Genomic DNA, 22602 nt, shown 5'->3' with positions numbered 1-22602 from the left:
AGCGAGATGTCTGGCTGTATGCCGCGCTTCGAGCGCTTCGACAAGAGCGACGCGTGCGCGGCCCCTGCCGCTTGGGAGTGAGCCGCCGTAGTGTGCCGTGGTTCGAGCCGTTTTCAGGGCCGCCTCCTGATCAGCCGGAGCTGTGGAGCTCTTCACGAGACCGAGGACCCTGAGAACAGCTGGGGCCACGGACGGCTGATGGGGTGGTGCGCCGGTGAGCGCTTCTATTAGGTCGCCGAGTGGTCCTGCCGCGGCTCGACGCCAGCGGACAGCGAAGCATCGAAAAGAGGCGCGCATGCACGTGACCTGCGGAATCGACTGGGCCGAAGACCATCACGACGTGGCAGTGGTCGACTCCGACGCCCGCCTTGTCGGCAAGCTCAGGATCAGTGACGACGTGGTGGGCTTCCAGGAGTTGCTTCGACTGCTCGCCGAGCACGGCGACAGCCCGGAGACTCCGGTCCCGATCGCGATCGAGACGTCCCGCGGGCTTCTGGTGGCCTGCCTGCGGGCCTGCGGCCGCCGAGTCTTCGCGATCAACCCGATGGCCGTCGCGCGCTACCGGGACAGGCATACCGTCTCCCGCAAGAAGTCCGACCACCAGGACGCCGTCGTCCTGGCGAACATCCTGCGGACCGACGCGGAGCTCCACCGACCCCTGCCGTGCGACTCCGACCTCGTCAAGGCGATCGCCGTCCTCGCCAGGGCCCGGCAGGACGCGGTCTGGGACCGCACCCGAGCTCATAACCGCCTGCGCTCGCACCTGCGCGAGTACTACCCGGCGATCCTCGAGGCGTTCGCCGACAAGCGCGAGCGGCTGCTGGCGCGTGAAGCCCGCGCGATACTGGCGGTCGCGCCCACGCAGGCCGAGGCCTCCAAACTGATCCGCAGCAAGCTCAAGGCCGCCATCGTGCGGGCCGGCCGCCAACGCCGGATCGACACCGATACCCGACCGTCTGCTCGAGGTGTTCCGCCGGACCCGGCTTCGTCAGCCGGCGCTGGTGGAAACGGCAATGGGACGCCAGACCCTTGCACTTCTCGCCCAACTCGAAGCGGCCTGCCAGTCCTGCGACGACCTGGCTGTCGCCACGGAGGAGCTCTTCCGACAGCATCCCGACGCGGAGATCATCACGAGCTTCCCGGACCTGGCCGTGCTCACCGGCGCCCGGATTCTCGCCGAGATCGGTGATGACCGCACCCGGTTCGCCACGGCCCGGGATCTGAAGGCCTATGCCGGAAGCGCCCCGGTGACGCGGGAGTCCGGCAAGAGCCGTCGCGTCAGCCACCGCCGGATCAAGAACAGCCGCCTGGCCGCGACCGGCCGGCACTGGGCATTCGCCGCGCTCACCGCCTCGCCCGGCGCTCACGACCACTACAACCGCCGCTGGCGGGCGCGCGGCAGCGAACAGAGGACTGGCCGTACAGCTCCCAAGGCCAAACCCGAGGGGCCGGGTCGTTTGGTCCCAAAGAACGCCGCATGTCCCTGCGGCTCCGGCCGGAAGGCCGGCCGTTGCCATCCAGCGGGGCTGTGAGGCGCCGAAAACGCCGGGAGCGACAGCCGCATCGTCTGCGGCACGTACGCACGCAGGCCACGCTCGAGACAGCCAACCATCCTGACCGGCGTACTCCGACCGGCTCGGTGCCGTCGTACGGTCAGCTAGCTTCGGGGCCGGGAGCTGTCACCGGGTGGCGGGTGGAACTCGTGCCTCGGACCCACCGCCGCGACCTACGTCGATGCTGCCAGGTGCACGGTGGTGGGCCCCGGCTGGCTCACGCCGCCTGGTCGAAGTCGTGACCGACGGCGGGGCTGGTCTCGCGGGCCGCTTTGGTGTCCGCGTGGTCGAGGGCGGTGGAGAGGGCGTTGACGGCTTGGTCGGCGGAGTCTTTGAGGAGGTGGCCGTAGAGGTTGATGGTGATGGCGAGGGTGGAGTGGCGCATCGTCTTGGAGACGACAGCGACGGGGATGTCGGCGGCGATCATGATGCTGGCCGGGGTGTGGCGCAGGTCGTGCAGGCCGACCCTGGGCAGGTCGAGTTCGGCGGTGCGTTTGCGGAGCTGGTCGAGGACCCACTGGGGGCGCAGGGGCGATCCGCCCCCGTGGGCGAAGACGAGGCCTTCCAGGCGTCCTTCGGGGTGGGTGGCCATCTGGAGTGCGGCCTGGCGGTGGAGGGCGGTCATGGCTCTGGGGGAGAGGCTGATCCAGGCGCGGCCGGCCTCGGTCTTGGGCTCGCGGAAGAGGATCCCGTTGTTGTTGACGGCGGCAAGGGCCCAGCGGACGTAGAGCTTGCGGTCCATGAGGTGGACGTCGTCCCAGTGCAGGGCGAGGATCTCGCCGCGGCGCATGCCGGTGCCGAGCATGACCTCGAACAGGTCGGACAGCCGGTCGGCGTAGTGCTCGGCGTTGTGGCGCAGGAACGCGGCCGCCTCGTCAGGCGTCCAGCAGGTGCGCTCCGCGGCGCGGGGCTTGGGCGGAACACTGTGCTTGGCCGGGTTTTAGCGCAGCCGCCACGTGCGCACGGCGTGGTTGAGCGCGTTGCGCAGCGTCGAGAGGACCCGGTAGACCGTGACCCGCCCACGACCGGCCTTCTGCTGCGCGGCTACCCAGGCGTCGATCTGCTTCGGCCGCAGATCCGGCAGACGGCACTGGCCGAAGGCGGGGATGAGGTCGCGCTCGACGCAGTCCTCGTAGCCGGCGTAGGTGTTCGGCGCGAGGACCTCCTTTCTCGCAGCCAGCCACTCCCGCAGGAAACTCGCCACGGTCGTGCGGCGGTCCTCGTAGACACCGCGCAGCTCACCGTCCAACACGGCAGCCATCTCCCGGGCTGCCTCCGCACGACTGCTGAAGCCACCACGACGGCGGGTACGGCGCCGCCCCTCCTCCTTCACCAGATCGACCGCGTACGTCCACGTCCCGTGCTTCAAGTCCCCCGCCAGCCGCGGACACCACGGACCCAACGGCTTCCCCGACCCATCCGAACAACCACACCGCCGATAGACCCGACCACGCTGCGCACGCTGACCCATGAGCTGCTCCTCCGCGATCTCGGGTGATCCCGGGTTCAAGGCTGTGCCGGGTGTTCGGCAGAGCGTGAGGGGCGGTGCGCGAGGCATGTCAGAACCAACTGGCGAGGACACGCTCAAGACGACACACCGTCCGGAAGATCACTATCCGTGTCCGGTGGGTAGTCGACCCTGATCCGTCCGGACCACCTCGTCTGGCCAGGGGCAATGCGCGACGGGCTGCGGCAGTCGGCAGGAGGGTTCTGCTGAAGGGTCGACAGATGCTGTTACTCGCGGTGACGAAGGTGGCTCCGGGGGCCTGGGGACCATTTGGGGACCAGTTTGGGGACCAGTTTGGGACCGCACCTGGTGAGCGCCCATGGGCGCTCACGGACATCTATGTACGAACTTGAACCCCTCTGAGGATCGAACGGGTTCGGAATCTGCCGACTCTTGCTGCTCGCGGTGAGCCCCAACTCTCCCTAGGTTCAGTGAAGTTGGGAAGCAAAAAAGCCGAGGCATCAAGACCTCGGCTGTCGACACTAGTTGAACCCCTTGACTGGGGGTCAAGGGGTTCTCGATGGTGGGTGGCGGGAGGGCGTCCGAAATATCTGGAGCCTTTTATCTCCGCTGCGATGACGGGGTGGGCGGCATTCAGGGGTGAGTGAGCAGGGTCGGCAGCCTGTGAAGTCCTGAGCGATGAGTTTGTCTCAGGGGGAAATCGTCGGCCGTCGTCTCCCCGAGGACGGGGATGCGGTCGTGCTGGTGGATCGCAGGGCCGGTGAGTGCCGGAAGCGTTCCGGGCGGTCGGGTCACCCCTTCGGGATGAGGGTGTTCTCGTTGCGGCGGCCGTTGGCGTAGTCGTCGATGTTGCGGGCGGTGGTGTTGATGATCTGGCTGACGGCGGTGTGGGTGAAGTAGGCCTGGTGGCTGGTGACGAGGACTTGGGGGAAGGTGACGAGGCGGGCGAGGGTGTCGTCGGTGATGCCCTGGATGGACTGGTCGGTGAAGAAGACGCCGGTCTCCTCCTCGTAGACGTCGAGGCCGACGCCGGAGAGGCGGCCGGCGCGCAGGGTTTCGACGAGGGCGGCGCTGTCGACGAGGCCGCCGCGGCTGGAGTTGATGAGGATGGCGTCGTCCTTCATCCGGGCGAGGGCGGCGGCGTCGATGAGGTGGTGGGTGGTGGGGAGCAGGGGGACGTGGAGGCTCACCAGGTCGGCGCGGGTGAGGAGTTCGGGGAGTTCGGTGTAGGTCATGCCGAGGTCGAGGCAGGCGGGGTTGGGGGCGATGTCCCAGCCGAGGAGTTCGGTGCCGAAGCCGGCGGCGATCCGGGTGAAGCACTCGCCGATCTTGCCGGTGCCGATCACGCCGATCGTCATGCCGTGGATGTCCCGGCCGAGTAGGCCGTCGAGGCGGAAGTCGAACTCGCGGGAGCGGTTGGCGGCGCGGGTGAGGCGGCGGTTGACGGCCAGCGCGAGGGCCCAGGCGTGTTCGGCGACCGCGTACGGGCTGTAGTGGGAGACCCGGGCGATGGTGAGGCCGAGGTCGGCGGCGGCGTCGAGGTCGATGTTGTTGAAGCCGGTGGAGCGCTGGGCGATCAGCTTGGTGCCGCCGGCGGCGAGTACCGCGAGGGTCTCGGCGTCGAGGACGGCGTTGACGCTGCTGCTGACGGCCGGGTATCCGGCCGCCAGGGGAGCGGTGTCGCGGTTGAGGAAGACGGCCAGGGTGCGCAGGGCGTGTCGGCCCGCGAAGGCCTGCTCCAGAAGCGGCCGTTCATCTGCCTGGACGCCGTAGGCGAGGATCTCCATCCCCGCACGCTACCGAGGCCTCCCCGGTGGTCGGTGTACGGCATGCCGGTGGCGGCCGGAGTTATCCGACGGACCGACAGTTTCCGCGCGCCACGCCCGACTTCGGCCACCTGCGGCCGGAGGGAGGCCGTCGCATCGCGCCATCCTGCCCGGGTGAGGCCGGTCACCGGGGATGGGTCGGGGGCGGAGGATCTTCGGTGCGGGATCTGCACAGTGTGAAGATCCATCCCGTTCTGACGATCTTTCAGTGGAGAAACGGGAGATCTTCCTGGGGCGTCCGAGGCGTGGTCCATCGATGGGTGGCTGGATCCACGTCAACCGTACGTACCCCCGCCGATTGGCTGTTCTCTAGGTCGATCCGCCCTGGAAGCATCGAAATAGCGGGCGCGATCATGAAATCGCCTCGCATTAACATTTCTGCAAGCCTTTCTGAACAGCACCCCAACACCACGTGGGGTGCTCGAGGGGGTACCACCATGTCCGAAGTCACCCATTCCTCGGAGTTGACCCGGCGCCGGATGCTGCAGGGGGCCGCCGTGGCCCTGACCGCCGCAGCGGGCACCGTCGTGCTCGGCGTCGCCGGGCCGACCAGCAAGCCGGCGACGGCCGCCGACCCGGGCGCGTCCGACACCTTCGACGAGGTCTTCCAGGGGCGCCGCATCCAGGGCCGACCGGTCACCGACGGCAGCAGCCACCACCACGGCGGCGCCGGCTACTCGGTGCGGATCGACGGCGACGAGCTGCACATGATGCGCAACGCGGACGGCACCTGGATCAGTGTCGTCAACCACTACCAGACCTTCGCCACCCCGCGGTCGCTCGCCCGTGCGGCCGTCGGCGAGCTGCAGGGTGCCACCCTCGTGCCGATCACCACCGCCTGAGCCACGAGTCCGAACACCCTGACCCGGTACACCACTTCACACCCAAGGGGGGACTCATGGCAGTCCGCAGGAACCAGGCGACCCTGACGGCCCAGGAGAAGCGCGCCTTCGTGAACGCCGTGCTCGCGCTCAAGAGCAACGGCGGGTACGACTCCTTCGTCTCGACCCACAACGACTTCATCATCAGCGACACCGACAACGGCGAGCGGGTCGGCCACCGTTCGCCGTCCTTCCTGCCCTGGCACCGCCGCTTCCTGCTGCAGTTCGAGGAGGCGCTGCAGGCGATCGACCCGACCGTCACCCTCCCGTACTGGGACTGGACGGCGGACCGCACCACCAGTGCCTCGATCTGGGGCGCGGACTTCATGGGCGGCAACGGCCGCAGCAGCGACAGCCAGGTGACCACCGGGCCGTTCGCCTTCTCGACCGGGAACTGGACGCTGAACGTGCGTGCCGACAGCCGGAGTTACCTGCGGCGCCAGCTCGGCAGCGGGGTCGCCCAGCTGCCGACCCGCGCCGAGACCTCCGGCGTGCTCGCCATCTCCACCTACGACGCCGCGCCGTGGAACAGCGCCTCGGACGGCTTCCGCAACAACCTGGAGGGCTGGCGCGGGGTCAACCTGCACAACCGGGTTCACGTCTGGGTCGGCGGTCTGATGACCACCGGCATGTCGCCCAACGACCCGGTGTTCTGGCTGCACCACTGCTTCATCGACAAGCTCTGGTCGGAGTGGCAGCGGCTCCACCCGTCGGCCGGCTACCTGCCGACCGGCGGCACCGCCAACGTGGTCGACCTCAACGAGGTCATGAAGCCGTGGAACAACGTCACCCCGGCGGACATGCTCGACCACAGCGCCCGGTACACCTACGACACCGGGTTCTGAGCCGCGGCGGCAGCCTGATTCGGAGCAGGCCCCAAAACCGCCGCCGGCCCCCCGAGCAGGAGTGCTCGGGGGGCCGGCGGTCGGTGACCGGTGACGCGGGGAGGGTCAGAGGACCGTCTCCGCCTCCAGGTAGCGCTCCTGCGGGACGGTCTTCAGCTCGGCGACGGCCTCCGCCAGCGGGACCAGGTTGATGCTGGTCCCCTGGAGGGCGGTGATGTGCCCGAAGGCGCCCTTGTGGACGGCCTCCACGGCGTGCCAGCCGAAGCGGGTGGCCAGCACCCGGTCGTACGCGGTCGGGGTGCCGCCGCGCTGGGTGTGGCCGAGGATCACCGGACGGGCCTCCTTGCCGAGCCGGTGCTCCAGCTCGCGGGAGAGCTGGGTGGCGATGCCGGTGAAGCGCTCGTGCCCGTAGATGTCCTTGGTGCCCTCCTCCCAGTGCATGGTGCCGGGCTCGGGCTTGGCGCCCTCGGCGCAGACCACGATCGCGAACTTCTTCTGCCGGTCGAAGCGCTCGCGGACGACGGCGGTGAGCTTGTCGATGTGGAACGGGCGCTCCGGGACGACGATCGCGTGGGCGCCCGCGGCCATGCCGGCGTTGAGCGCGATCCAGCCGGTGTGTCGGCCCATGACCTCGACGACCATGACGCGCTGGTGCGACTCGGCGGTGGTCTTCAGCCGGTCCAGCGCCTCCGTGGCGACCGAGACGGCCGTGTCGAAGCCGAAGGTGACATCGGTCGCGGCGATGTCGTTGTCGATGGTCTTCGGCACGCCGACGATCGGCAGGCCCGCGTCACTCATCAGCTTGGCGGCCTTGAGGGTGCCCTCGCCGCCGATCGGGATCACCGCGTCGAGGCCGAGGTCCGCGCAGTACTGCTTGGCGCGCTCGACGCCGTCGCGCAGGTGGCTGGGCTGGACCCGCGAGGAGCCGAGGATCGTGCCGCCCTGGGCCAGGATGCCGCTCACCGAGTCCAGCGTCAGGGGGCGGTGCACGCCCTCCAGAAAACCGCGCCAGCCGTCCTCGAACCCGATGATCTCGTCGCCGTGGTCGACCACCCCCCGGTGGACCACGGAACGGATCACCGCGTTCAGTCCGGGGCAGTCACCGCCGCTGGTCAGCACTCCAATACGCATTGCTTTGCAACTCCCGAGCAGAACCGAGGAACGGCCGGACTACAGGCTGGGACGACGAACCGACACCGTAACGGCCCCGTCCCTCGCCGTGATGGCGGGGAGATGACCGTGGGGTGAAGGACCGGCCGATTCGGACAGAGCATCCGAAACCGGCCGTGCTGTCGAGCATACGGCTCCTGCGTCCGGCCGGGCAGGAGCCGACGCGGGAGCGGCGCCGTCGGCGCCCCCGCGCGGAAGTGCAGCCTGCTGCCGAGGAGGGTGTGCAGCCGGCAGCCCCATTGTCGTATGCCGGGGCCCGCCCGCGAACCGGGTGACCGCATCGCGGGCACCCGGTCGGGGCGGGGGGCGTACTACGCGGGGCGCGTCGTGGCCGCGATGCGCTCGGCGCGCAACGCGTCGTACCAGGTGGTGTCGGCCGGCGGCAGGGCGTTGACGTCCAGTGCCAGCTTGATCAGCATGTCCGCGACGGCGGGGTTGCGCGCCATCACCGGACCGTGCAGGTAGGTGCCGAACACGGTGTCGCGCCAGGCGCCCTCCGTCCCGTCCCCGGTGCCGTTGCCCCGGCCGGCGGTGACGGTGGCCAGCGGCTGGACGCCCTGGCCGAGGTGGGTGACACCCTGGTGGTTCTCGAAACCGGTCAGCTGTGGCAGGCCGAGGCGCGGGTCCACGTCGGCGAGCACGTCGCCGACGCAGCGGGCGCCCTCGCCGCGGGTGGTCCAGACGTCGAGCAGGCCGAGGCCCGGCTCGCGCTCGCCGAGGTCGTTGACGAACTCGTGGCCGAGGATCTGGTAGCCGGCGCAGACGGCGAAGATGATCGCGCCGTTCTCGGCGGCCCGCACCAGGCCGCTGTCGCCCCGCAGCCGCTCGGCGGCGAGCCGCTGCGGGCGGTCCTCGCCCCCGCCGATCAGGTAGATGTCCCCGCTGGTGGGCACCGCCTGGTCGGAGCGGACGTCGATCCTGGTCACGTTGAGGTGGCGCTGGCGGGCCCGGCGCTCCACGACCAGGGCGTTGCCGCGGTCGCCGTAGGTGCTGAGCAGGTCCGGGTAGACCCAGACCACGCGCAGGCTGCTCTCACTCATCCTCGAAGGCCTTCCATCGTGAAGTGTGCTGCTGGGCCGGGCATCAGCCGGCCACGACCTTCCGCAGCTGCTGGAAGGCGGTGTAGTTGGCGATCGCCTCGATGCGGCCGGGCGGGGCCATCCGGACGGCCTGCTCCAGCGAGTCCACCACGTGGAACTGCAGGCCGGCGACCTCCAGGCGGACGGCCAGGTCCAGCTTGCGCTGGCCCATCACGAACACCGGGTGTCCGGCGAGCCGCTCGTAGTCGACGTCCCACAGCCAGGAGGTGTCGGTGCCGTCCGCGTCGAGCGCGTTGACGGACAGGATGACCGGGGTGGGCGGGCCGTCGATCAGCGAGAACGTCTCCAGCCAGCCGGCCGGGTTCTTCGCCAGCAGGAGCCTTATGTCGCGGCCCTGGTACTGGACCACGTCGTAGCGGCCGGCCACGGCCGTCACCGACTGCATCCGCTCCAGCGCGACCTGCGGGGAGACGCCGAACACGGCGGCCACGGCGGCCGAGCTGGTGGCGTTGGCCAGGTTGGCCCGGCCGGGCAGCTGGAGGTGGATCGGCCAGGCGCCGCGCTGCGGGTCGATCACGTGGGTGCCCTGGAGCGCCCAGTGCGGGTTGGGGCGCCGGAAGCCGCAGTCCTGGCAGAACCAGTCGTCACCGGGGCGCTGCATCACACCGCCGCACGCGGGGCAGGACCAGGCGTCCTCCTTCCACGCCTGCCCGGCGGCCACCCAGACCACCTTCTTGCAGGAGGAGGCGGCCCAGGTGACCAGCGGGTCGTCGGCGTTGGCGATCACCACGGCCTCGGTGTCCTTGAGGCCCTCGCGCCACTTCTCGGCCATCATCCGGGTCTCGGCGGCGCGGTCGAGCTGGTCGCGGGAGAGGTTGAGCAGCGCGATCGCCTTCGGGCTGGTGTCGCGGGCGACCCCGGCCAGGTACTTCTCGTCGACCTCGATGACGCCGAAGCGGGCGTCCGAGCCACCGGCCAGGGCGGAGGTGATGCCGGCCGGCATGTTGGCGCCCAGGGCGTTGGAGACCACCGGGCCGGCGGCGCGCAGCGCCTCGGCGATCAGCCGGGTGGTCGTGGTCTTCCCGTTGGTGGCGCTGACCAGCACGACGTCGAGGTGGTCGGCGAGGGTGCCGAGCAGGTCGGGGTCGAGCCGCAGGGCGACCTTGCCGCCGATCACCGAGCCGCTTCCGCGCCCGGCCTTGCGGGAGACGGCCGCGGCCACCTTGCCGGCCGTGACCGCGATCTTGGCGCGGGCGGGCAGCGAGGCGTCGCGTGCGCCTGTGGGCTCCGTTTCGGTGCCAGCCATGCTCAGTGGTTCCTCCTTGCTGCGGCACCACCCGGGGGCCGGATAACGGGCCGTCGGGCGGCGGGGACGGGGCCAGCCTACCGACTCCCTCGCCCGGCTCGACCCTCCGGACCCTGTGCCGCCTGCTGCGACGGGCCCGGCGGCGTGCCGACGGGGGCCCTGACGCGAGGTCAGGGCGGGCGGTGTACGGACGGGTCGCCCGAAGCAGGGGACGCCCGCCGGGCCCGGGTCGGTTGCGGCACCGCGGGCCGGACGGCGACACCGCGGGCCGGACGGCGAGGTCGCCGTCCGGCCCGGGTGAGGGTGTTGTGAAGGGTCCGTTACCGGAACCGGGCCGGGCCCGCTACCGGCCGGGCCGGGTCGGCCAGGGGACGGGCAGCTCCTCGGCGGCCTCCGCCAGGTGTGCGGTGATCACCAGGGTGCCGTCCTCGACCTGGTAGTCCAGCGGCGCGCCCAGCCTGCGCATGGTGGAGATCAGCCCGGTGTTGGAGGCGTGGGTGATCGCGTAGACCGTCTCCACCCCGGCCTCCAGGGCCAGCGCGGACATCCGCCGCATCAGGTCCAGGCCGAGCCCGCGCCGCTGCCAGGCGTCCTCGACCAGCACCGCGACCTCGGCGCTGTCGTCGTCCCACATCAGGTGCCCGAGGGCGACGATCCGCCCGTCGGCCGCCTCGACGGTCAGGGCCTGGCCGTGCCGGGCGTCCAGCAGGTGGTCCAGATAGCGGTCGGCGTCCCGGACCGGGCCGTGGTAGCGCCTGCGCAGGGTCTCCGGGGAGCAGCGCCCGTGCATGGCCAGTGCGGCCCGCTTGTCGTCCGCGTCCGCCCGCCGCACGGTGAGGTCGGCGCCGGCCGGCAGGGTCAGCCGGGCCCGGACGTCCGGGACGCGGGGGCCGAGCAGGGTGTCCAGCTCCACCAGGGCCTGGGCCCGGGCGAACTCGGTCGGGGTGAAGGGCAGGTGCGGGCGGGTGAGCTCGACGAGGTCCCCGGAGGGCACGGGCAGCCGCATCACATGGCCGTCCACCCCGGCGGGCCTGCTGCCGCCCGCGCCCGGGTACTGCCGGATGGTGCACTGCCCGAACAGCTGGCGCAGTGCGACGGGCAGCTCGGCGGCGTCCAGCGCGGTGCGGGTGGCCAGCGCGAGGACGTGGGTGGGCACGTCGACCAGGTCGTGGGCGTCGGCCGGGTCGGTCCAGATGTCGTGCCCGCCGGCGGCCGCCACCAGCGCGGCCAGGTCGGTGCGGGTGAGGGACTGCGGGGCCCGGACGAAGAACTCGTCGACGGTGCCGTCCGGCAGCGGGTGCGACTGCATCGAGACGATGTTGACCTGCCGCTCGGCGAAGGCCGTGCACACCCGGGCCAGGCTGCCGGGGGAGTCCTGCACGGTGGTCCGCACCCGCCAGAGGGCGGTCTGCGCGAAGTCGTGCAGCGGACCCCTCGGCTCGGCCGCGGGCGTGGGCGCGGCGGCCTCCGGGCCCGGCGGGCCGTGCAGCCGGTGGCGGTGCGACCACCAGCTGTGGAACAGCGCCGTGGCGATCAGGGCGAGCGCCGAGGCGGCGAGCACCACCGGGCCGTGCGCGCCGTGCACCACCGTGGTGGCGACCAGGTCGGCGGCGGTCACCGAGAGGAAGACCGCCGCGAGTTCGACGGTGTCGCGGCGCCAGCGGTGCGTTCTGGCGCCGCGCCGCTGGGCACGGGAGGGGGCCGGGGAGGGGGTCGGGGTCGTCGTGGCCTCGGTCGTCGTCAGCTGCTCCATGTGCTCCATGGCATCAATCTGCCGCTTCGGTGTTTCACGGTCACGAATCCTCCGTGACCTGACGGTTAATGTCTTCGGGCCCGGGTTGCGATTGTGGTCGCGCCCGCGGCGGGGCCGGACCTACGGGGCCTGCCGCAGCTCGCGGGCCGCCGCCTTCACCTCGGCCACCAGCAGTTCCAGATCCGCCTCGGTGGTGTCGGCGTTGAGCAGACAGGCCCGCAGCATCTCCCGGCCGGCCAGCCGCGCCCCGGTGACGAAGACCCGCCCGCGCCGCTGGACCGCCACCGGGAGCTCGCGGTTGAGCGCGTCCGCGGCGGCCTCGTCGGTTGCGCTGGTTCCGCCGGTCCTGTCGGGGCTGCCCGGTTCGCCCGCTCCGGCCGGGCCGGTGGCGCGGTGGCGGAACGCGACGATCGAGGTCTGCACCTCTGCGAGCAGCTCCAACTCCTCGTCCGCCTCGACCAGTTCGCCGAGGCGGCGGGCGAGCGCGGTGCACCGGGCGATGTCCCGGGCGAGGCCGTCGCGGCCCCGGTGGGCGATGGTGGCCCAGACCTTCAGCGCGCGGAACGGCCTGGTCTGCTCGGTGCCGTACTCGGAGAACCAGCCGAGCGCGCCGGCCGCCTCGTCGCGAAGGTACGAGGGCACCAGGCTGAAGGTGCCGCGCAGCTCCTCGGCGTCGCGCACCAGGGCGCAGCCGCAGTCCACCGGCACGCCCAGCCACTTGTGCGGGTCCAGGGCGAGCGAGTCGGCGCGCTCCAGCCCGGCGTAGCGGTGCGCGATCTGCGGGTCCAGCACGCCGAAGGCCCCGTACGCGCCGTCGACGTGCAGCCACAGGCGCTGCTCGGCGCAGAGGTCGGCGATCGGTTCGAAGGCGTCCACGGCGCCGGTGCCGACGGTGCCGGCGGAGGCGACGACCAGGAAGGGCAGCAGCCCGGCGGCCCGGTCGCGCTCGATCGCGGCGCGCAGTTCGGCGGGGTCGAGCAGGCCGTCCGGGCCGGTGGCGACGGTGCGCAGCCGCCTGCTGCCGAGGCCCAGCAGCTCGGCGGCCTTGCGCACGCAGGAGTGGGTCTCCCCGGTGACGTAGCCGACCAGCGGGGGCAGGCCCGCGAGGCCGTCCTCGCGGACGTCCCAGCCGGCCAGCCGGGCGGCACGGTTGCGGGCGGCGGCCAGGCAGACGATGGTCGCCATCGAGGTGCCGGAGGTGAGCAGCCCGCCGCCCGCCGGGTGCGGGAAGCCCACCAGCTCGGCGATCCAGCGGACCACGGCCCGCTCCAGGTGGACGTCGGCGTGGTCGCCGCCGGCCGAGCTGGGGTTCATCGCGGAGGCGGCGAGGGTGGCCAGGACCCCGGCGGGGGCCGGGGCGGAGTTCACCCAGCCGAAGAAGCGCGGGTTGCCGTTGCCCATCGGGTACGGCAGGACGTCGTGCTCGATCGCGGCCAGCAGCTCGGTGAGCGGGCGGCCGTCCTTCGGCAGCGGTGCGTCCAGCAGGGCCTGCCGGGCGGTGTCGTCCATCGGCTGCCAGACCGGGCGGGCGGGCAGCTCGGCGAGGTAGTCGCTGACGAGGTCGGCGGCGGTGTGCGCGGCGGCGCGGAAGTCCTCTGAGGTCACGGGGTGCTCCAGCGGGTGGGGAGGCCTCGTGGCGCGGCGTCCTCGGCGCACCTGATCAGGCCCGATCCTACGGACAGGGGCCCGCGCCGTGCGGCGCGGGCCCCTCTTCCCCTGGCGGGGGTGTCGGCTCCCTGTGGCGGGGGCGCCGACGGCGGTGTCAGCGGCGGTGTCTGCGACGTCGCCGGCGGCGGTGTCAGTCGAGCGAGGCGGAGAGCCCGCTCGCGGAGCGGCAGTAGCCCTGCATCTCCTTGTTGGTGATCTTGGCGCAGAGCCGGCCGGCCGCACCGCCGTCGGTGTAGTTGACCGTGTAGTAGCTGACCAGGCCCTCGGCGCAGGACTTGCGCTGCCAGCCGTCGGCGGCCGTCGCGCACTGCTGGGCGGCCCAGTCCTCGCGGTCCAGGTTGTACTTCATGGTGCGCGATCCGACGCCCCGGCTGCAGTCCACGGCGCCGCCGCTCGCCTTGCCGTTCAGGCACCACTTCAGCGCCTCGGCGTAGACCTCGGGGTGGTTCGGGTAGTCGTGCGAGGACAGGTAGAAGGTCGGCGCGTAGAAGAAGCAGGCGGACTGGAACAGCGCGGGCTGGTCCTTGCACGGGTACAGCGGGTCCTGGGCGAGCTTGTCGGCCGGCAGGTTCGCCTTGGCCTTCTCGTCCTCCTCGTCCGGGCCGAAGAGCTGCATGAACAGGCCCTCGGAGCAGCGGATCCGGTTCTGGTCGGTCGGGAACTTGTTGCACAGCGCGCGGGCCGCGGCGACGTCCTGCTTGGCGACGAACATGGTGCCGTGGCCGACGCCGTGGATGCACGGGCCCGTGTTGGTGGGCGCGCACAGCTTCAGCAGGTCCGTCTCGGGCTGCGGGGAGGCGTTCAGCATCTCCTCGACCGCGCCGTGCAGGTAGCCGGCCGCGCAGGTCTCGTGCGGGAAGGAGATGACCTTCTGGAAGTCCGCGTTGAAGCGCTTCACCGCCGCGTGCCCGAGCTCGTGCGCGATCGGGTGGCAGAACCGGACGGTGTACGGCAGCTGCTTGGTGATCTTGTCGAGGTCGGCCAGGGCGACACCCGGGTCGGTCGCCTCCATCTCGGCCATCAGCTTGTTGCGCAGCGTCGAGCGGGTCCACACCGCCGGGTCGCCCGTCGGGGTCGCGCTCGCGCCCTGCGCCCCGGTCGCCGCGGCGGCGCCGGCCGGCGGTGCGCCCGCGCCGGACGCACCGGGCGCGACCGTGGCGGCCGCGGAGGTGATCGTCGCGGGCGTCCAGTCGGTGACGGCCACCGACCCCAGGCCCAGGACCCCCAGCAGGAGGGCGGTGAGAATCGCGAACACTCGCGGTTGCATGACGGGATCCCCCGGCGGATCGAGACGGACGTTTCGCTCCCCATCCTGACGGCACGGGGGTGGGAAACCGCGTTTTCGGCCGCCATTCGGGAGGTGTCGGCGACGCTATCGCACGTCGTACCCGCCCAACGAGGCGGGATGGCCGGGGGTCACCACCCGTACGGCGCAGCCGGGGCCGCCGCGCCACCCCGGACGGCGCCGCGCCGTACGGGGTGACGGCGGCTCAGCGGGCCTGGGCGCCCTGGCCGCGGCTGCCCGGAGGTGCCGACCGGAGCGGCGGTGTCGGAGCGGGTCAGAGCTCCAGGGAGACCTGGTACTCCGTCAGCCAGGCGTTGAGCTCCAGCGCCAGGTCGACGCCGAGCCGCACGGACTGCGGGTCGGTGTCCGGGGCGAGCGCGTCGCTCAGCGCCCGGCGGTCCAGCAGGCCGAGCACGGGGGCGTCGCGGTCGGCGACCAGCTCGGCGAGCTCGGCCCGCAGCAGCGCCGGGTAGTGCGGGTCCTGGACGACGGGGTACGGGCTCTTCACCCGGTCGGCGATCTCGTCCGGCAGGACGTCCCGGACGGCGGCGCGCAGCAGGCTCTTCTCCCGGCCGTCGAAGCTCTTCATCGCCCAGGGCGTGTTGAAGACGTACTGCACCAGCCGGTGGTCGCAGAACGGCACCCGGACCTCCAGCCCGTTGGCCATGCTCATCCGGTCCTTGCGGTCCAGCAGGATGCAGACGAAGCGGGTCAGGTTGAGGTAGGAGATCTCGCGCATCCGCCGCTCCACCGGGTCGGCGTCCGGCAGGTGCGGGACTTCGGTCAGCGCCTCCCGGTAGCGGGCCCGGCGGTACTCGTGCACGTCGAGCTTGGCGGCCAGCCCCCGGTCGATCAGCTGCTCGCGCGGTCCGGCGCCCGTCCCGCCGAGCTGGGTCACCGCGCCGACCCAGGGGAAGTCGTCGAGGGCGACCATCCGCGGGTCGTGGAACCAGCGGTAGCCGCCGAACAGCTCGTCGGCGGACTCGCCGGACAGCGCAACCGTGGACTTCTCGCGCACGCCCCGGAAGAGCAGCAGCAGCGAGGTGTCCATGTCGCCGAAGCCGCCGGGCATGTCCCGGGCCCGCAGTACGGCGGCGCGCTGCGCCCGGTCGGTCAGCGAGGCGCTGTCCAGCTCGATGACGCTGTGGTCGGCGCCGACGTGCCGGGCCAGCATCCGGGCGTACGGGCCGTCCGGGGTCGAGCGGACCTCGTCGGGCTGGAAGTGCTCGCTCTGGCCGGTGAAGTCGACCGCGAAGGAGCGCACCGGGCCGGCGCCGGCCTCGCGCAGCGCCTTGGCGGCGAGCGCGGTGACGGCGCTGGAGTCCAGGCCGCCGGAGAGCAGCGAGCAGAGCGGTACGTCCGCCTCCAGCTGGCGGTGGACGATGTCGTCGAGCAGTGCGCGGACGGTGGCGACCGTGGCATCCAGGTTGTGGGTGTGCTCGCGGGCCTCCAGCGCCCAGTAGCGGCGGACGCTGATGCCCTGGCGGCGGACCCGTACGACGTGGCCGGGCCGCACCTCGGCGATGCCCCGGTAGACCGACCGGCCCGGCGACTTGGTGGTGGCGAACATCTCGCGCAGCCCGTCCAGGTCCACCACCGGCCGCACGGCGGGGTGGGCGAGCACGGCCTTCACCTCGGAGCCGAAGATCACGCCGTTCGGGGTGGGGTGGTAGTGCAGCGGTTTGACGCCCATCCGGTCGCGGACCAGCAGCAGCTCCTCCGCCCGGGAGTCCCAGATCGCGAAGGCGAACATGCCGTTGAGCCGCTCGGCCAGCCCCTCGCCCCACTCCAGGTAGGCGTGCAGCACCACCTCGGTGTCGCTGCGGGTGCGAAAGCGGTGGCCGAGCGCCTCCAGCTCGGCCCGCAGTTCGCGGTGGTTGTAGACCTCGCCGCTGTAGGTCAGCGCGGCCAGCGTCCGGCCGTCGTGCTCGACCGTCATCGGCTGGGCGCCGCCCTCGGGGTCGATCACGGCGAGGCGGCGGTGGCCCAGCGCGGCGTGTCGCTCGAGGTGGCTGCCGCCGGCGTCCGGGCCGCGGCAGAGCTGGGTGGCTGTCATGGCGTCGAGTACTGCACGTTCGGCGGTGAGGTCGCGGTCGAAGGCGACCCATCCGGTGATCCCGCACATCAGCAAGCCTCCGGTCTTCCGATACGTATCTCCGATGCGTATGCGGAGAATCACGCTACGTTGCGAAGAGGTGCCGCTACAAGGGCGTGTGGATGCGGCCGCGACCCCGCGTCGGCGTGTCGGCCGCGAGCTTTCAGGGGTCGGCTCCGCCGAAAGCCTCGATGTCTGCCCGAATTCGGGCAGGATCTTTGATCTCGCGTGGGCTCCGGCCTAGGCTCCCCTCTCGTGTCCAGCTCACCGCACCCTCACGAAGACCTGCTCGCCCACCTCACCCGGACCAGCCCGCTCGGGCCCCGGGAGGCGGCGCGGGTCGTGGCGGAGGTCCTGGCCTACTTCTCGGAGAGCACCGATGAGTACGTCCGGCGCCGCCACGGTGAGCTGCAGGCGCGCGGCCTGACCAACGAGCTGATCTTCGCCCGGCTCGCCGAGGAGCTGCCCGCCCGGCGGGTCGCGGCACCGGCGCTCTCGGCCCGGCAGCTGCGCCGGATCGTCTACGGCTGAGGCCGGTCCTCGCGGCCGCTGGTCCATCGCTGAGCGCCGCCCCCGACCGTTGAGTACCGCGCCTGACCGCTGGGCGCCGTCCCTCCCTCCACTTCCCAAGGAGTCCACCCAGATGTGCGGAATCGTGGCCTACATCGGCCCCAAGGATGCGACCCCCTTCCTGCTGGAGGGACTCGCCCGACTGGAGTACCGCGGCTACGACTCGGCCGGCGTCGCCGTCACCGGCCGCACCGGGGGCCTGAAGGTCCGCAAGGTCAAGGGCCGGGTGGCCGACCTCGCCGCCGTCGTACCGGCCCGGTTCAAGGGCACCACCGGCATCGGCCACACCCGCTGGGCCACCCACGGCGTGCCCAGCGACGCCAACGCCCACCCGCACCTGGACAATGTCGAGCGGATCGCCGTCGTCCACAACGGCATCATCGAGAACGCCGACGAGCTGCGCGCCAAGCTGACCGCCGACGGCGCCGTCTTCCGCTCCGAGACCGACACCGAGGTGCTGGCCCACCTGATCGCCGCGCACGCCGCGGAGGGCGCCGAACTGGAGGACGCCGTGCGCGCCGCGCTCGGCAAGGTCGTCGGCACCTACGGCATCGCGGTGGTCGACGCCGAGCAGCCCGACCGGATCGTCGTCGCCCGCAACGGCAGCCCGATCGTGCTCGGCATCGGCGAGAAGGAGATGTTCGCCGCCTCCGACGTCTCCGCGCTGGTCCGCTACACCCGCCAGGTCGTCCACCTGGAGGACGGCGAGCTGGCCACCGTCCGCGCCGACGGCTTCCGCACCTTCACCGAGGACGCCCGCACCACCCACCGCCAGCCCTCCACCGTGGACTGGGAGATCGACTCCTACGACACCGGCGGCTACGAGCACTACCTGCTCAAGGAGATCCACGAGCAGCCCGGCTCGGTCGAGCGCACCCTCAGCGGCCGGCTCGACGAGCGCTTCGCCACCGCGCACCTCGGCGGCCTCAACCTGGACGCCCGCGAGCTGCGCGAGATCCGCCGGGTGAAGATCCTCGGCTGCGGCTCCGCCTACTACGCCGGCGAGATGGGCGCCCAGCTGATCGAGGAACTGTCCCGGATCCCCGCGCACAGCGAGCCCGCCTCCGAGTTCCGCTACCGCAACCCGGTGATCGAGGCCGACACCCTCTACGTCGCGGTCAGCCAGTCCGGCGAGACCTACGACACCCTCGCCGCCGTCCAGGAGATCAAGCGCAAGGGCGGGCGGGTGCTGGGCGTGGTCAACACCGTCGGCAGCGCCATCGCCCGCGAGTGCGACGGCGGGATCTACCTGCACGCCGGCCCGGAGATCTCGGTCGCCTCGACCAAGGCCTTCACCTCCACCGTGGTCGCCTTCGCGCTGCTCGCACTGCACTTCGGCCGCATCCACGACCTCTCGCCCGCCGACGGCCGCCGGATCGTGGCCGGGCTCAAGGCGCTGCCCGGCCAGATCCGGGAGATCCTCGACCAGAGCGAGGCCATCGCCGAACTCGCCGCCGGGTACGCCGACTCCGAGGGCATGATGTTCATCGGCCGGGTGCGCGGCTACCCCGTGGCCCGCGAGGGCGCGCAGAAGCTCAAGGAGATCTCCTACGTCCACGCGGAGGCGTACCCCGCGAGCGAGCTGAAGCACGGCCCGCTGGCGCTGATCAGCCCCGAGCTGCCGACCGTCGCCCTGGTGCCGGACGACGAGCTGCTCGACAAGAACCTCACCACCCTCGGCGAGATCAAGGCCCGCTCCGGACGGGTCGTCGCGATCGCGCACCGCCGCCCCGAGGCGAAGCTCGCCGACCACTGCATCCTCGTGCCCAAGAGCGAGCCCGAGCTGGACCCGCTGCTGCTCAACATCCCGCTGCAACTGCTGGCGTACCACGCCGCGGTGGCGCTCAAGCGGGACGTGGACAAGCCGCGCAACCTGGCGAAGAGCGTGACGGTCGAGTAGGGCCCCCGGGGGCTGCTGTCGGCCGGCCGCTGCGCCCCGGTCCTCTGGGTCCGGGGCGCAGCGGCGTTTCTACATGTCGGCGTTTCGACATGTCGGTGTGTCGGCGTGTCGGCGTGTCGGCGTGTCGGTGTGTCGCTAGGCAGTGTCGAGCCCGGACCCGGCCGCGTCGGTCGTCCTGCCGTCGGCCCAGGTCAGGGTGGCGACCAGGGACCGGAAGGCGGTGCGGTAGGTGCTGGGCGTGGTGCCCGTGTGGTGCTGGAAGTGGTGGCGCAGGTTGGCGGGCGTGCCCAGTCCGGTGCGGGCGGCGATGCGCTCCACCGGTTCGTCCCCGCGCTCCAGGAGGCGCTGCGCCAGCTGGATCCGGGCGCGCAGCAGGTACTGCAGCGGGGTGAGCCCGGTCTCGGCCCGGAAGTGCCGGGTCAGGCCGCGGACGGTGAGTCCGGCGTGGTCGGCGATGTCGTTCAGGGTCAGCGGACGGTCGAGGTGGGCCTCCATCCACCGGGTGGTGGGCCCGAGACGGCGGCCGGTCAGAGCGGTGGTCCGGTCGGGAAAGGGGGCCCGGTCGGGGGTGTCCGGTTCGTGGAGCTGGAGGAACACCTGGCGCTCCGTCTCGATGGCGACCGCGGTTCCGTGGTCCAGGGTGATCAGCCGCAGGCAGAGATCGAGGCCGCCGAGGACGCCCGCCGCGCTGAAGTACGGCGCCGCGTCCACCACGGCACCCTCCGGGTCGACCTCGATCCGGGGGTGGCGCCGCGCGAGTTCGCCGGTGTGCCGGCGGCTGGTGGCGGCCCGGCGTCCGTCGAGGAGGCCGGTGGCGGCCAGGGTGAACGTCCCCGTGCCGATCGCGCCGATCCGGCTGCCGCACTCCGCGGCGGACCGCAGTGCGTCGGCGACCCCGGGCGGTGGGTCCTCACGGAAGCCGTCGTGGCCGGGCAGCAGCACGGTGTCGGCACCGACCAGTCCCTCCAGCCCCCAGGGCGTGTCGATCCCGAAGGGCGCGGGGGAGCCCGTGGCGCGGAAGCCGGGGGCGGCGCAGTGGCGCAGCTCGTACCCGACGCCGGGGTGGTGCCGGGCGGCGGTGGCGAAGGTCAGCCCCGGGGTGGTGAGTTGATGGCCCGGTGCCCCGTCGAGCGCGAGTACGGCGATCACTGGCATGTCCAGAATTTAGCCCAGAGTGGCATCGATCCCACTTTTTCCGGTCCGGCCCGGTACCGAGGATGGGTGATGCGCGGCACGGCGGCGAGCAGCCGCCCGGCCGCCCGACCCCGCCCCATCCGGCACGCCTCCCGCGTGCGCCCGAACGAGAGGGATCCCTCGTGCCCAAGCCCAGCTCTCCGACGCGCCGTCCGGCGCGGCTCGCCACCGTCGCCCTGGTCGCCGCGGTCTGCGCCACGGCCATGACCGGCAGCGCCGGAGCCGTCGTCAATGGGACGGACTCCACGGAGCACTACCCTTTCATGGCCTCGATCCCGATGACCGCCCCCGCGGTCGGCCTGAAGGACGGGGTGTGCGGAGCCACGCTGATCCACCCGCGGTGGGTGCTGACGGCCGGCCACTGCGTCGACCCCGCGGTGGGGGTGCAGCTGGACGGGATCGTCCGGATCGGCTCCCCGCTCCGGACCTCCGGCGGCACGGTTCGCACCATCGAGCGGACGGTGACCCACCCCGGCTACGCGCTGGGCCAGGGCGGGGGCGGTGCCAACCGGGACGACCTCGCGCTCGTCCGGCTGGACCGCCCGGTCGGCGAGCAGCCCGTCCGGATCGCCGCGCGGCCGGGGCGACCCGGTACGCCGACCCGGGTCCTCGGGTTCGGCTCCGTCGTCGACGTCACCGAAGTCGCCGATGCGGTGTTCGCCGGCCGGCTCCAGGAGTTGGAGACCCGCCGCGGGGCCGAAGACGAGTGCGCCCCCGGCCGCGCGGGGAGCACCCGGCTCTGCACGGTCAGCCGGGTGCCGGGCGCGATGGCCTGCAACGGGGACTCCGGCGGCCCGCAGCTCCAGCGGGGCAGGGGCGGGCGCTGGGAGCTGGTCGGGGCCACCTCGGGCGACGGGGACACCGACCCGACCTGCTCGACCGGCCCCGGCCTCTACAGCAGTGTGCCCGCCTACGCGGACTGGATCTGGAAGACGATCCACCGGTACGACTGAGGTGGGCGGAGCCGCGGGGGCAGGCCTCGGCTACCGTTCGGGGATGTCGGTGATCGCCGTTCTCGTACGCGACGGGGTGCCCGGGCACCACCTCACCACCCCGGGGCTGGTGTTCGGAACGGCGGCGCGCGATCAGCCGGGCGTCGCCTACGAGGTGCGGCTCTGCGCCGGCCCCGGTCCGATCGGCGTGGACGGTCCGCAGGCGCCGCTGCGGGTCACCGCCCCCTGGGGGCTGGAGGGCCTCGCCGACGCGGACACCGTGCTGGTCCCCGGCCGCGACGGCCACCGCGGCGAGCCCGCACCGGCCGTCCGCAGCGCCCTGCGGGCCGCCGCCGCCCGGGGCAGCCGGATCGCGGCGGTGGGGACGGGGGTGTTCACCCTCGCCGCCACCGGTCTGCTGGACGGCCGGCGTGCCACGACCGGCTGGCGCCACACCGAGGAGCTGGCCCGGCTGCACCCCCGGATCGAGGTCGATCCGGCCGGTACGGTCGTCGCCGACGGTCCCTTCCTCACCTCGGCCGGGATCTTCGGCGGCATGGACGTCTGCCTGCGCCTGCTGGCCGGGGACCACGGCGAGCGGGTGGCAGGTGAGACGTCCAGGGAACTCCTCACCCCCCTTCTGGTGCACGCCGACCTGGTCCGCGAGGGCATCGACCGGGAGATCGAGGACAGCGCCGGGATCGGGCCGACCCTGCGGTGGCTGGAGGACCGCCTCCACCTCCCGCTGACCCCCGCCGACATCGCCGCGCACGCCGGGATCAGCGTCAGCAGCCTCAACCGCCGGTTCCGCGCGCAGGCCGGGGTCAGTCCGCCGCAGTACCTGCTGGGGCTGCGGCTGGCCCGGGCGCGCCGGCTGCTGGAGGACACCGACGAGCCGGTGGAACGGGTGACGGCGCTGTCCGGGTTCGGCTCGCCGGCGAGCCTGCGGCACCACTTCGCGCGGTTGACGGGCACCACGCCCCGGTCCTACCGCGCGCGGCACCGGGCGGTCGGGGCGGAGCCCCCGGAGGTGCCCCGGGGCGGGGTGGTCCTGGGGTAGCCCTGGGGATGGGGTAGCCCTGGGGATGCATCCCCGGGGAGGTACGACCTGACGTC

At 72.3% G+C, this 22602-nt stretch carries 18 protein-coding genes and 1 pseudogene; 8 read left to right on the top strand and 11 right to left on the bottom strand.

The features are described 5' to 3' along the window. Nucleotides 1–295 precede the first annotated feature (295 nt). Together ACIGZJ_RS21885 and ACIGZJ_RS21880 are read left to right on the top strand one after the other, a co-directional pair. Nucleotides 296–1385, top strand: a pseudogene (locus ACIGZJ_RS21885) (IS110 family transposase); the annotation flags it as partial. Nucleotides 1386–1457: 72 nt separating this feature from the next. Further along, nucleotides 1458–1532 carry an SEC-C metal-binding domain-containing protein gene (locus ACIGZJ_RS21880; protein WP_396458847.1) on the top strand — a complete coding sequence of 25 codons (75 nt, stop codon included), beginning with the start codon at nucleotides 1458–1460 and terminating at the stop codon, nucleotides 1530–1532. A gap of 238 nt (nucleotides 1533–1770) precedes the next feature. On the opposite strand, the gene ACIGZJ_RS21875 is transcribed toward ACIGZJ_RS21880, so the two are convergent. The 3 genes from ACIGZJ_RS21875 to ACIGZJ_RS21865 all read right to left on the bottom strand — a co-directional run bounded on the left by ACIGZJ_RS21875 (nucleotide 1771) and on the right by ACIGZJ_RS21865 (nucleotide 4808). Beyond that, nucleotides 1771–2412 (bottom strand): site-specific integrase, encoded by a 642-nt coding sequence (locus ACIGZJ_RS21875; protein WP_396458846.1) that lies wholly within the window; start codon nucleotides 2410–2412, stop codon nucleotides 1771–1773. Nucleotides 2413–2493: 81 nt separating this feature from the next. Beyond that, entirely contained in the window at nucleotides 2494–2814 is a 321-nt protein-coding gene (locus tag ACIGZJ_RS21870; RefSeq protein WP_396458770.1) for a hypothetical protein, read from the bottom strand. A gap of 998 nt (nucleotides 2815–3812) precedes the next feature. Then, nucleotides 3813–4808: a 2-hydroxyacid dehydrogenase gene (locus ACIGZJ_RS21865; protein WP_396458769.1), complete on the bottom strand. Its 996-nt coding sequence runs from the start codon at nucleotides 4806–4808 to the stop codon at nucleotides 3813–3815. Between the two features lie 476 nt (nucleotides 4809–5284). Between ACIGZJ_RS21865 and ACIGZJ_RS21860 the strand changes: the two genes are divergently transcribed. Together ACIGZJ_RS21860 and ACIGZJ_RS21855 are read left to right on the top strand one after the other, a co-directional pair. Beyond that, entirely contained in the window at nucleotides 5285–5689 is a 405-nt protein-coding gene (locus ACIGZJ_RS21860) for a tyrosinase cofactor (RefSeq protein ID WP_396458768.1), read from the top strand. Nucleotides 5690–5745: 56 nt separating this feature from the next. Next, the gene (locus ACIGZJ_RS21855) at nucleotides 5746–6573 is read left to right on the top strand and encodes a tyrosinase family protein (protein ID WP_396458767.1); all 828 of its coding nucleotides are present in this window, start codon (nucleotides 5746–5748) and stop codon (nucleotides 6571–6573) included. Nucleotides 6574–6678: 105 nt separating this feature from the next. On the opposite strand, the gene ACIGZJ_RS21850 is transcribed toward ACIGZJ_RS21855, so the two are convergent. The 7 genes from ACIGZJ_RS21850 to asnB all read right to left on the bottom strand — a co-directional run bounded on the left by ACIGZJ_RS21850 (nucleotide 6679) and on the right by asnB (nucleotide 16920). Next, nucleotides 6679–7704, bottom strand: a complete 1026-nt coding sequence (locus tag ACIGZJ_RS21850; protein ID WP_392938070.1) for a 6-phosphofructokinase — start codon at nucleotides 7702–7704, stop codon at nucleotides 6679–6681. 350 nt (nucleotides 7705–8054) lie between these two features. Continuing rightward, nucleotides 8055–8783, bottom strand: a complete 729-nt coding sequence (locus tag ACIGZJ_RS21845) for a type 1 glutamine amidotransferase (protein ID WP_392938068.1) — start codon at nucleotides 8781–8783, stop codon at nucleotides 8055–8057. 43 nt (nucleotides 8784–8826) lie between these two features. Further along, nucleotides 8827–10089 (bottom strand): MurT ligase domain-containing protein, encoded by a 1263-nt coding sequence (locus ACIGZJ_RS21840; RefSeq protein ID WP_392938066.1) that lies wholly within the window; start codon nucleotides 10087–10089, stop codon nucleotides 8827–8829. Nucleotides 10090–10432: 343 nt separating this feature from the next. Beyond that, nucleotides 10433–11842, bottom strand: a complete 1410-nt coding sequence (locus ACIGZJ_RS21835; protein WP_396458845.1) for a GNAT family N-acetyltransferase — start codon at nucleotides 11840–11842, stop codon at nucleotides 10433–10435. Between the two features lie 120 nt (nucleotides 11843–11962). Further along, nucleotides 11963–13447 carry a pyridoxal phosphate-dependent decarboxylase family protein gene (locus ACIGZJ_RS21830; protein ID WP_396458766.1) on the bottom strand — a complete coding sequence of 495 codons (1485 nt, stop codon included), beginning with the start codon at nucleotides 13445–13447 and terminating at the stop codon, nucleotides 11963–11965. A gap of 193 nt (nucleotides 13448–13640) precedes the next feature. After that, nucleotides 13641–14777 carry a hypothetical protein gene (locus ACIGZJ_RS21825; protein WP_392938060.1) on the bottom strand — a complete coding sequence of 379 codons (1137 nt, stop codon included), beginning with the start codon at nucleotides 14775–14777 and terminating at the stop codon, nucleotides 13641–13643. A gap of 292 nt (nucleotides 14778–15069) precedes the next feature. Beyond that, entirely contained in the window at nucleotides 15070–16920 is a 1851-nt protein-coding gene (asnB, locus tag ACIGZJ_RS21820; protein WP_396458765.1) for an asparagine synthase (glutamine-hydrolyzing), read from the bottom strand. A 225-nt stretch (nucleotides 16921–17145) separates the two neighbouring features. On the opposite strand from asnB, the gene ACIGZJ_RS21815 reads away from it, so the two are divergent. Beyond that, entirely contained in the window at nucleotides 17146–17421 is a 276-nt protein-coding gene (locus ACIGZJ_RS21815) for a hypothetical protein (RefSeq protein ID WP_396458764.1), read from the top strand. 112 nt (nucleotides 17422–17533) lie between these two features. Further along, a complete protein-coding gene (gene glmS / locus ACIGZJ_RS21810) occupies nucleotides 17534–19360 on the top strand; it encodes a glutamine--fructose-6-phosphate transaminase (isomerizing) (protein ID WP_396458763.1) in 1827 nt (608 codons plus the stop codon). Nucleotides 19361–19495: 135 nt separating this feature from the next. Here glmS and ACIGZJ_RS21805 read toward each other — a convergent pair whose 3' ends face one another. Beyond that, the gene (locus ACIGZJ_RS21805) at nucleotides 19496–20515 is read right to left on the bottom strand and encodes a GlxA family transcriptional regulator (protein WP_396458762.1); all 1020 of its coding nucleotides are present in this window, start codon (nucleotides 20513–20515) and stop codon (nucleotides 19496–19498) included. A gap of 161 nt (nucleotides 20516–20676) precedes the next feature. Between ACIGZJ_RS21805 and ACIGZJ_RS21800 the strand changes: the two genes are divergently transcribed. Both ACIGZJ_RS21800 and ACIGZJ_RS21795 read left to right on the top strand, forming a co-directional pair. Beyond that, on the top strand, nucleotides 20677–21507 hold the full coding sequence (locus ACIGZJ_RS21800) for a S1 family peptidase (protein WP_396458761.1): 831 nt from the start codon (nucleotides 20677–20679) through the stop codon (nucleotides 21505–21507). 43 nt (nucleotides 21508–21550) lie between these two features. Then, entirely contained in the window at nucleotides 21551–22546 is a 996-nt protein-coding gene (locus ACIGZJ_RS21795) for a GlxA family transcriptional regulator (RefSeq protein WP_396458760.1), read from the top strand. Nucleotides 22547–22602 lie beyond the last annotated feature (56 nt).

Origin of the sequence: Kitasatospora sp. NPDC052868, from assembly GCF_044547105.1 — a bacterium.
GTDB lineage: Bacteria > Actinomycetota > Actinomycetes > Streptomycetales > Streptomycetaceae > Kitasatospora.
Note: the sequence above shows the minus strand (reverse complement) of the source record. Positions and strands in the feature narration are given on the sequence as shown.

Coding starts and splice junctions, on each gene's coding strand:
- ACIGZJ_RS21825 (WP_392938060.1), bottom strand. CDS start 14,777: ATGCAACCGCGAGTGTTCGCGATTCTCACCGCCCTCCTGCTGGGGGTC.
- ACIGZJ_RS21850 (WP_392938070.1), bottom strand. CDS start 7,704: ATGCGTATTGGAGTGCTGACCAGCGGCGGTGACTGCCCCGGACTGAAC.
- ACIGZJ_RS21840 (WP_392938066.1), bottom strand. CDS start 10,089: ATGGCTGGCACCGAAACGGAGCCCACAGGCGCACGCGACGCCTCGCTG.
- asnB (WP_396458765.1), bottom strand. CDS start 16,920: ATGTGCGGGATCACCGGATGGGTCGCCTTCGACCGCGACCTCACCGCC.
- ACIGZJ_RS21795 (WP_396458760.1), top strand. CDS start 21,551: ATGTCGGTGATCGCCGTTCTCGTACGCGACGGGGTGCCCGGGCACCAC.
- ACIGZJ_RS21860 (WP_396458768.1), top strand. CDS start 5,285: ATGTCCGAAGTCACCCATTCCTCGGAGTTGACCCGGCGCCGGATGCTG.
- ACIGZJ_RS21835 (WP_396458845.1), bottom strand. CDS start 11,842: ATGGAGCAGCTGACGACGACCGAGGCCACGACGACCCCGACCCCCTCC.
- ACIGZJ_RS21865 (WP_396458769.1), bottom strand. CDS start 4,808: ATGGAGATCCTCGCCTACGGCGTCCAGGCAGATGAACGGCCGCTTCTG.
- ACIGZJ_RS21855 (WP_396458767.1), top strand. CDS start 5,746: ATGGCAGTCCGCAGGAACCAGGCGACCCTGACGGCCCAGGAGAAGCGC.
- ACIGZJ_RS21845 (WP_392938068.1), bottom strand. CDS start 8,783: ATGAGTGAGAGCAGCCTGCGCGTGGTCTGGGTCTACCCGGACCTGCTC.
- ACIGZJ_RS21805 (WP_396458762.1), bottom strand. CDS start 20,515: ATGCCAGTGATCGCCGTACTCGCGCTCGACGGGGCACCGGGCCATCAA.
- glmS (WP_396458763.1), top strand. CDS start 17,534: ATGTGCGGAATCGTGGCCTACATCGGCCCCAAGGATGCGACCCCCTTC.
- ACIGZJ_RS21870 (WP_396458770.1), bottom strand. CDS start 2,814: ATGGCTGCCGTGTTGGACGGTGAGCTGCGCGGTGTCTACGAGGACCGC.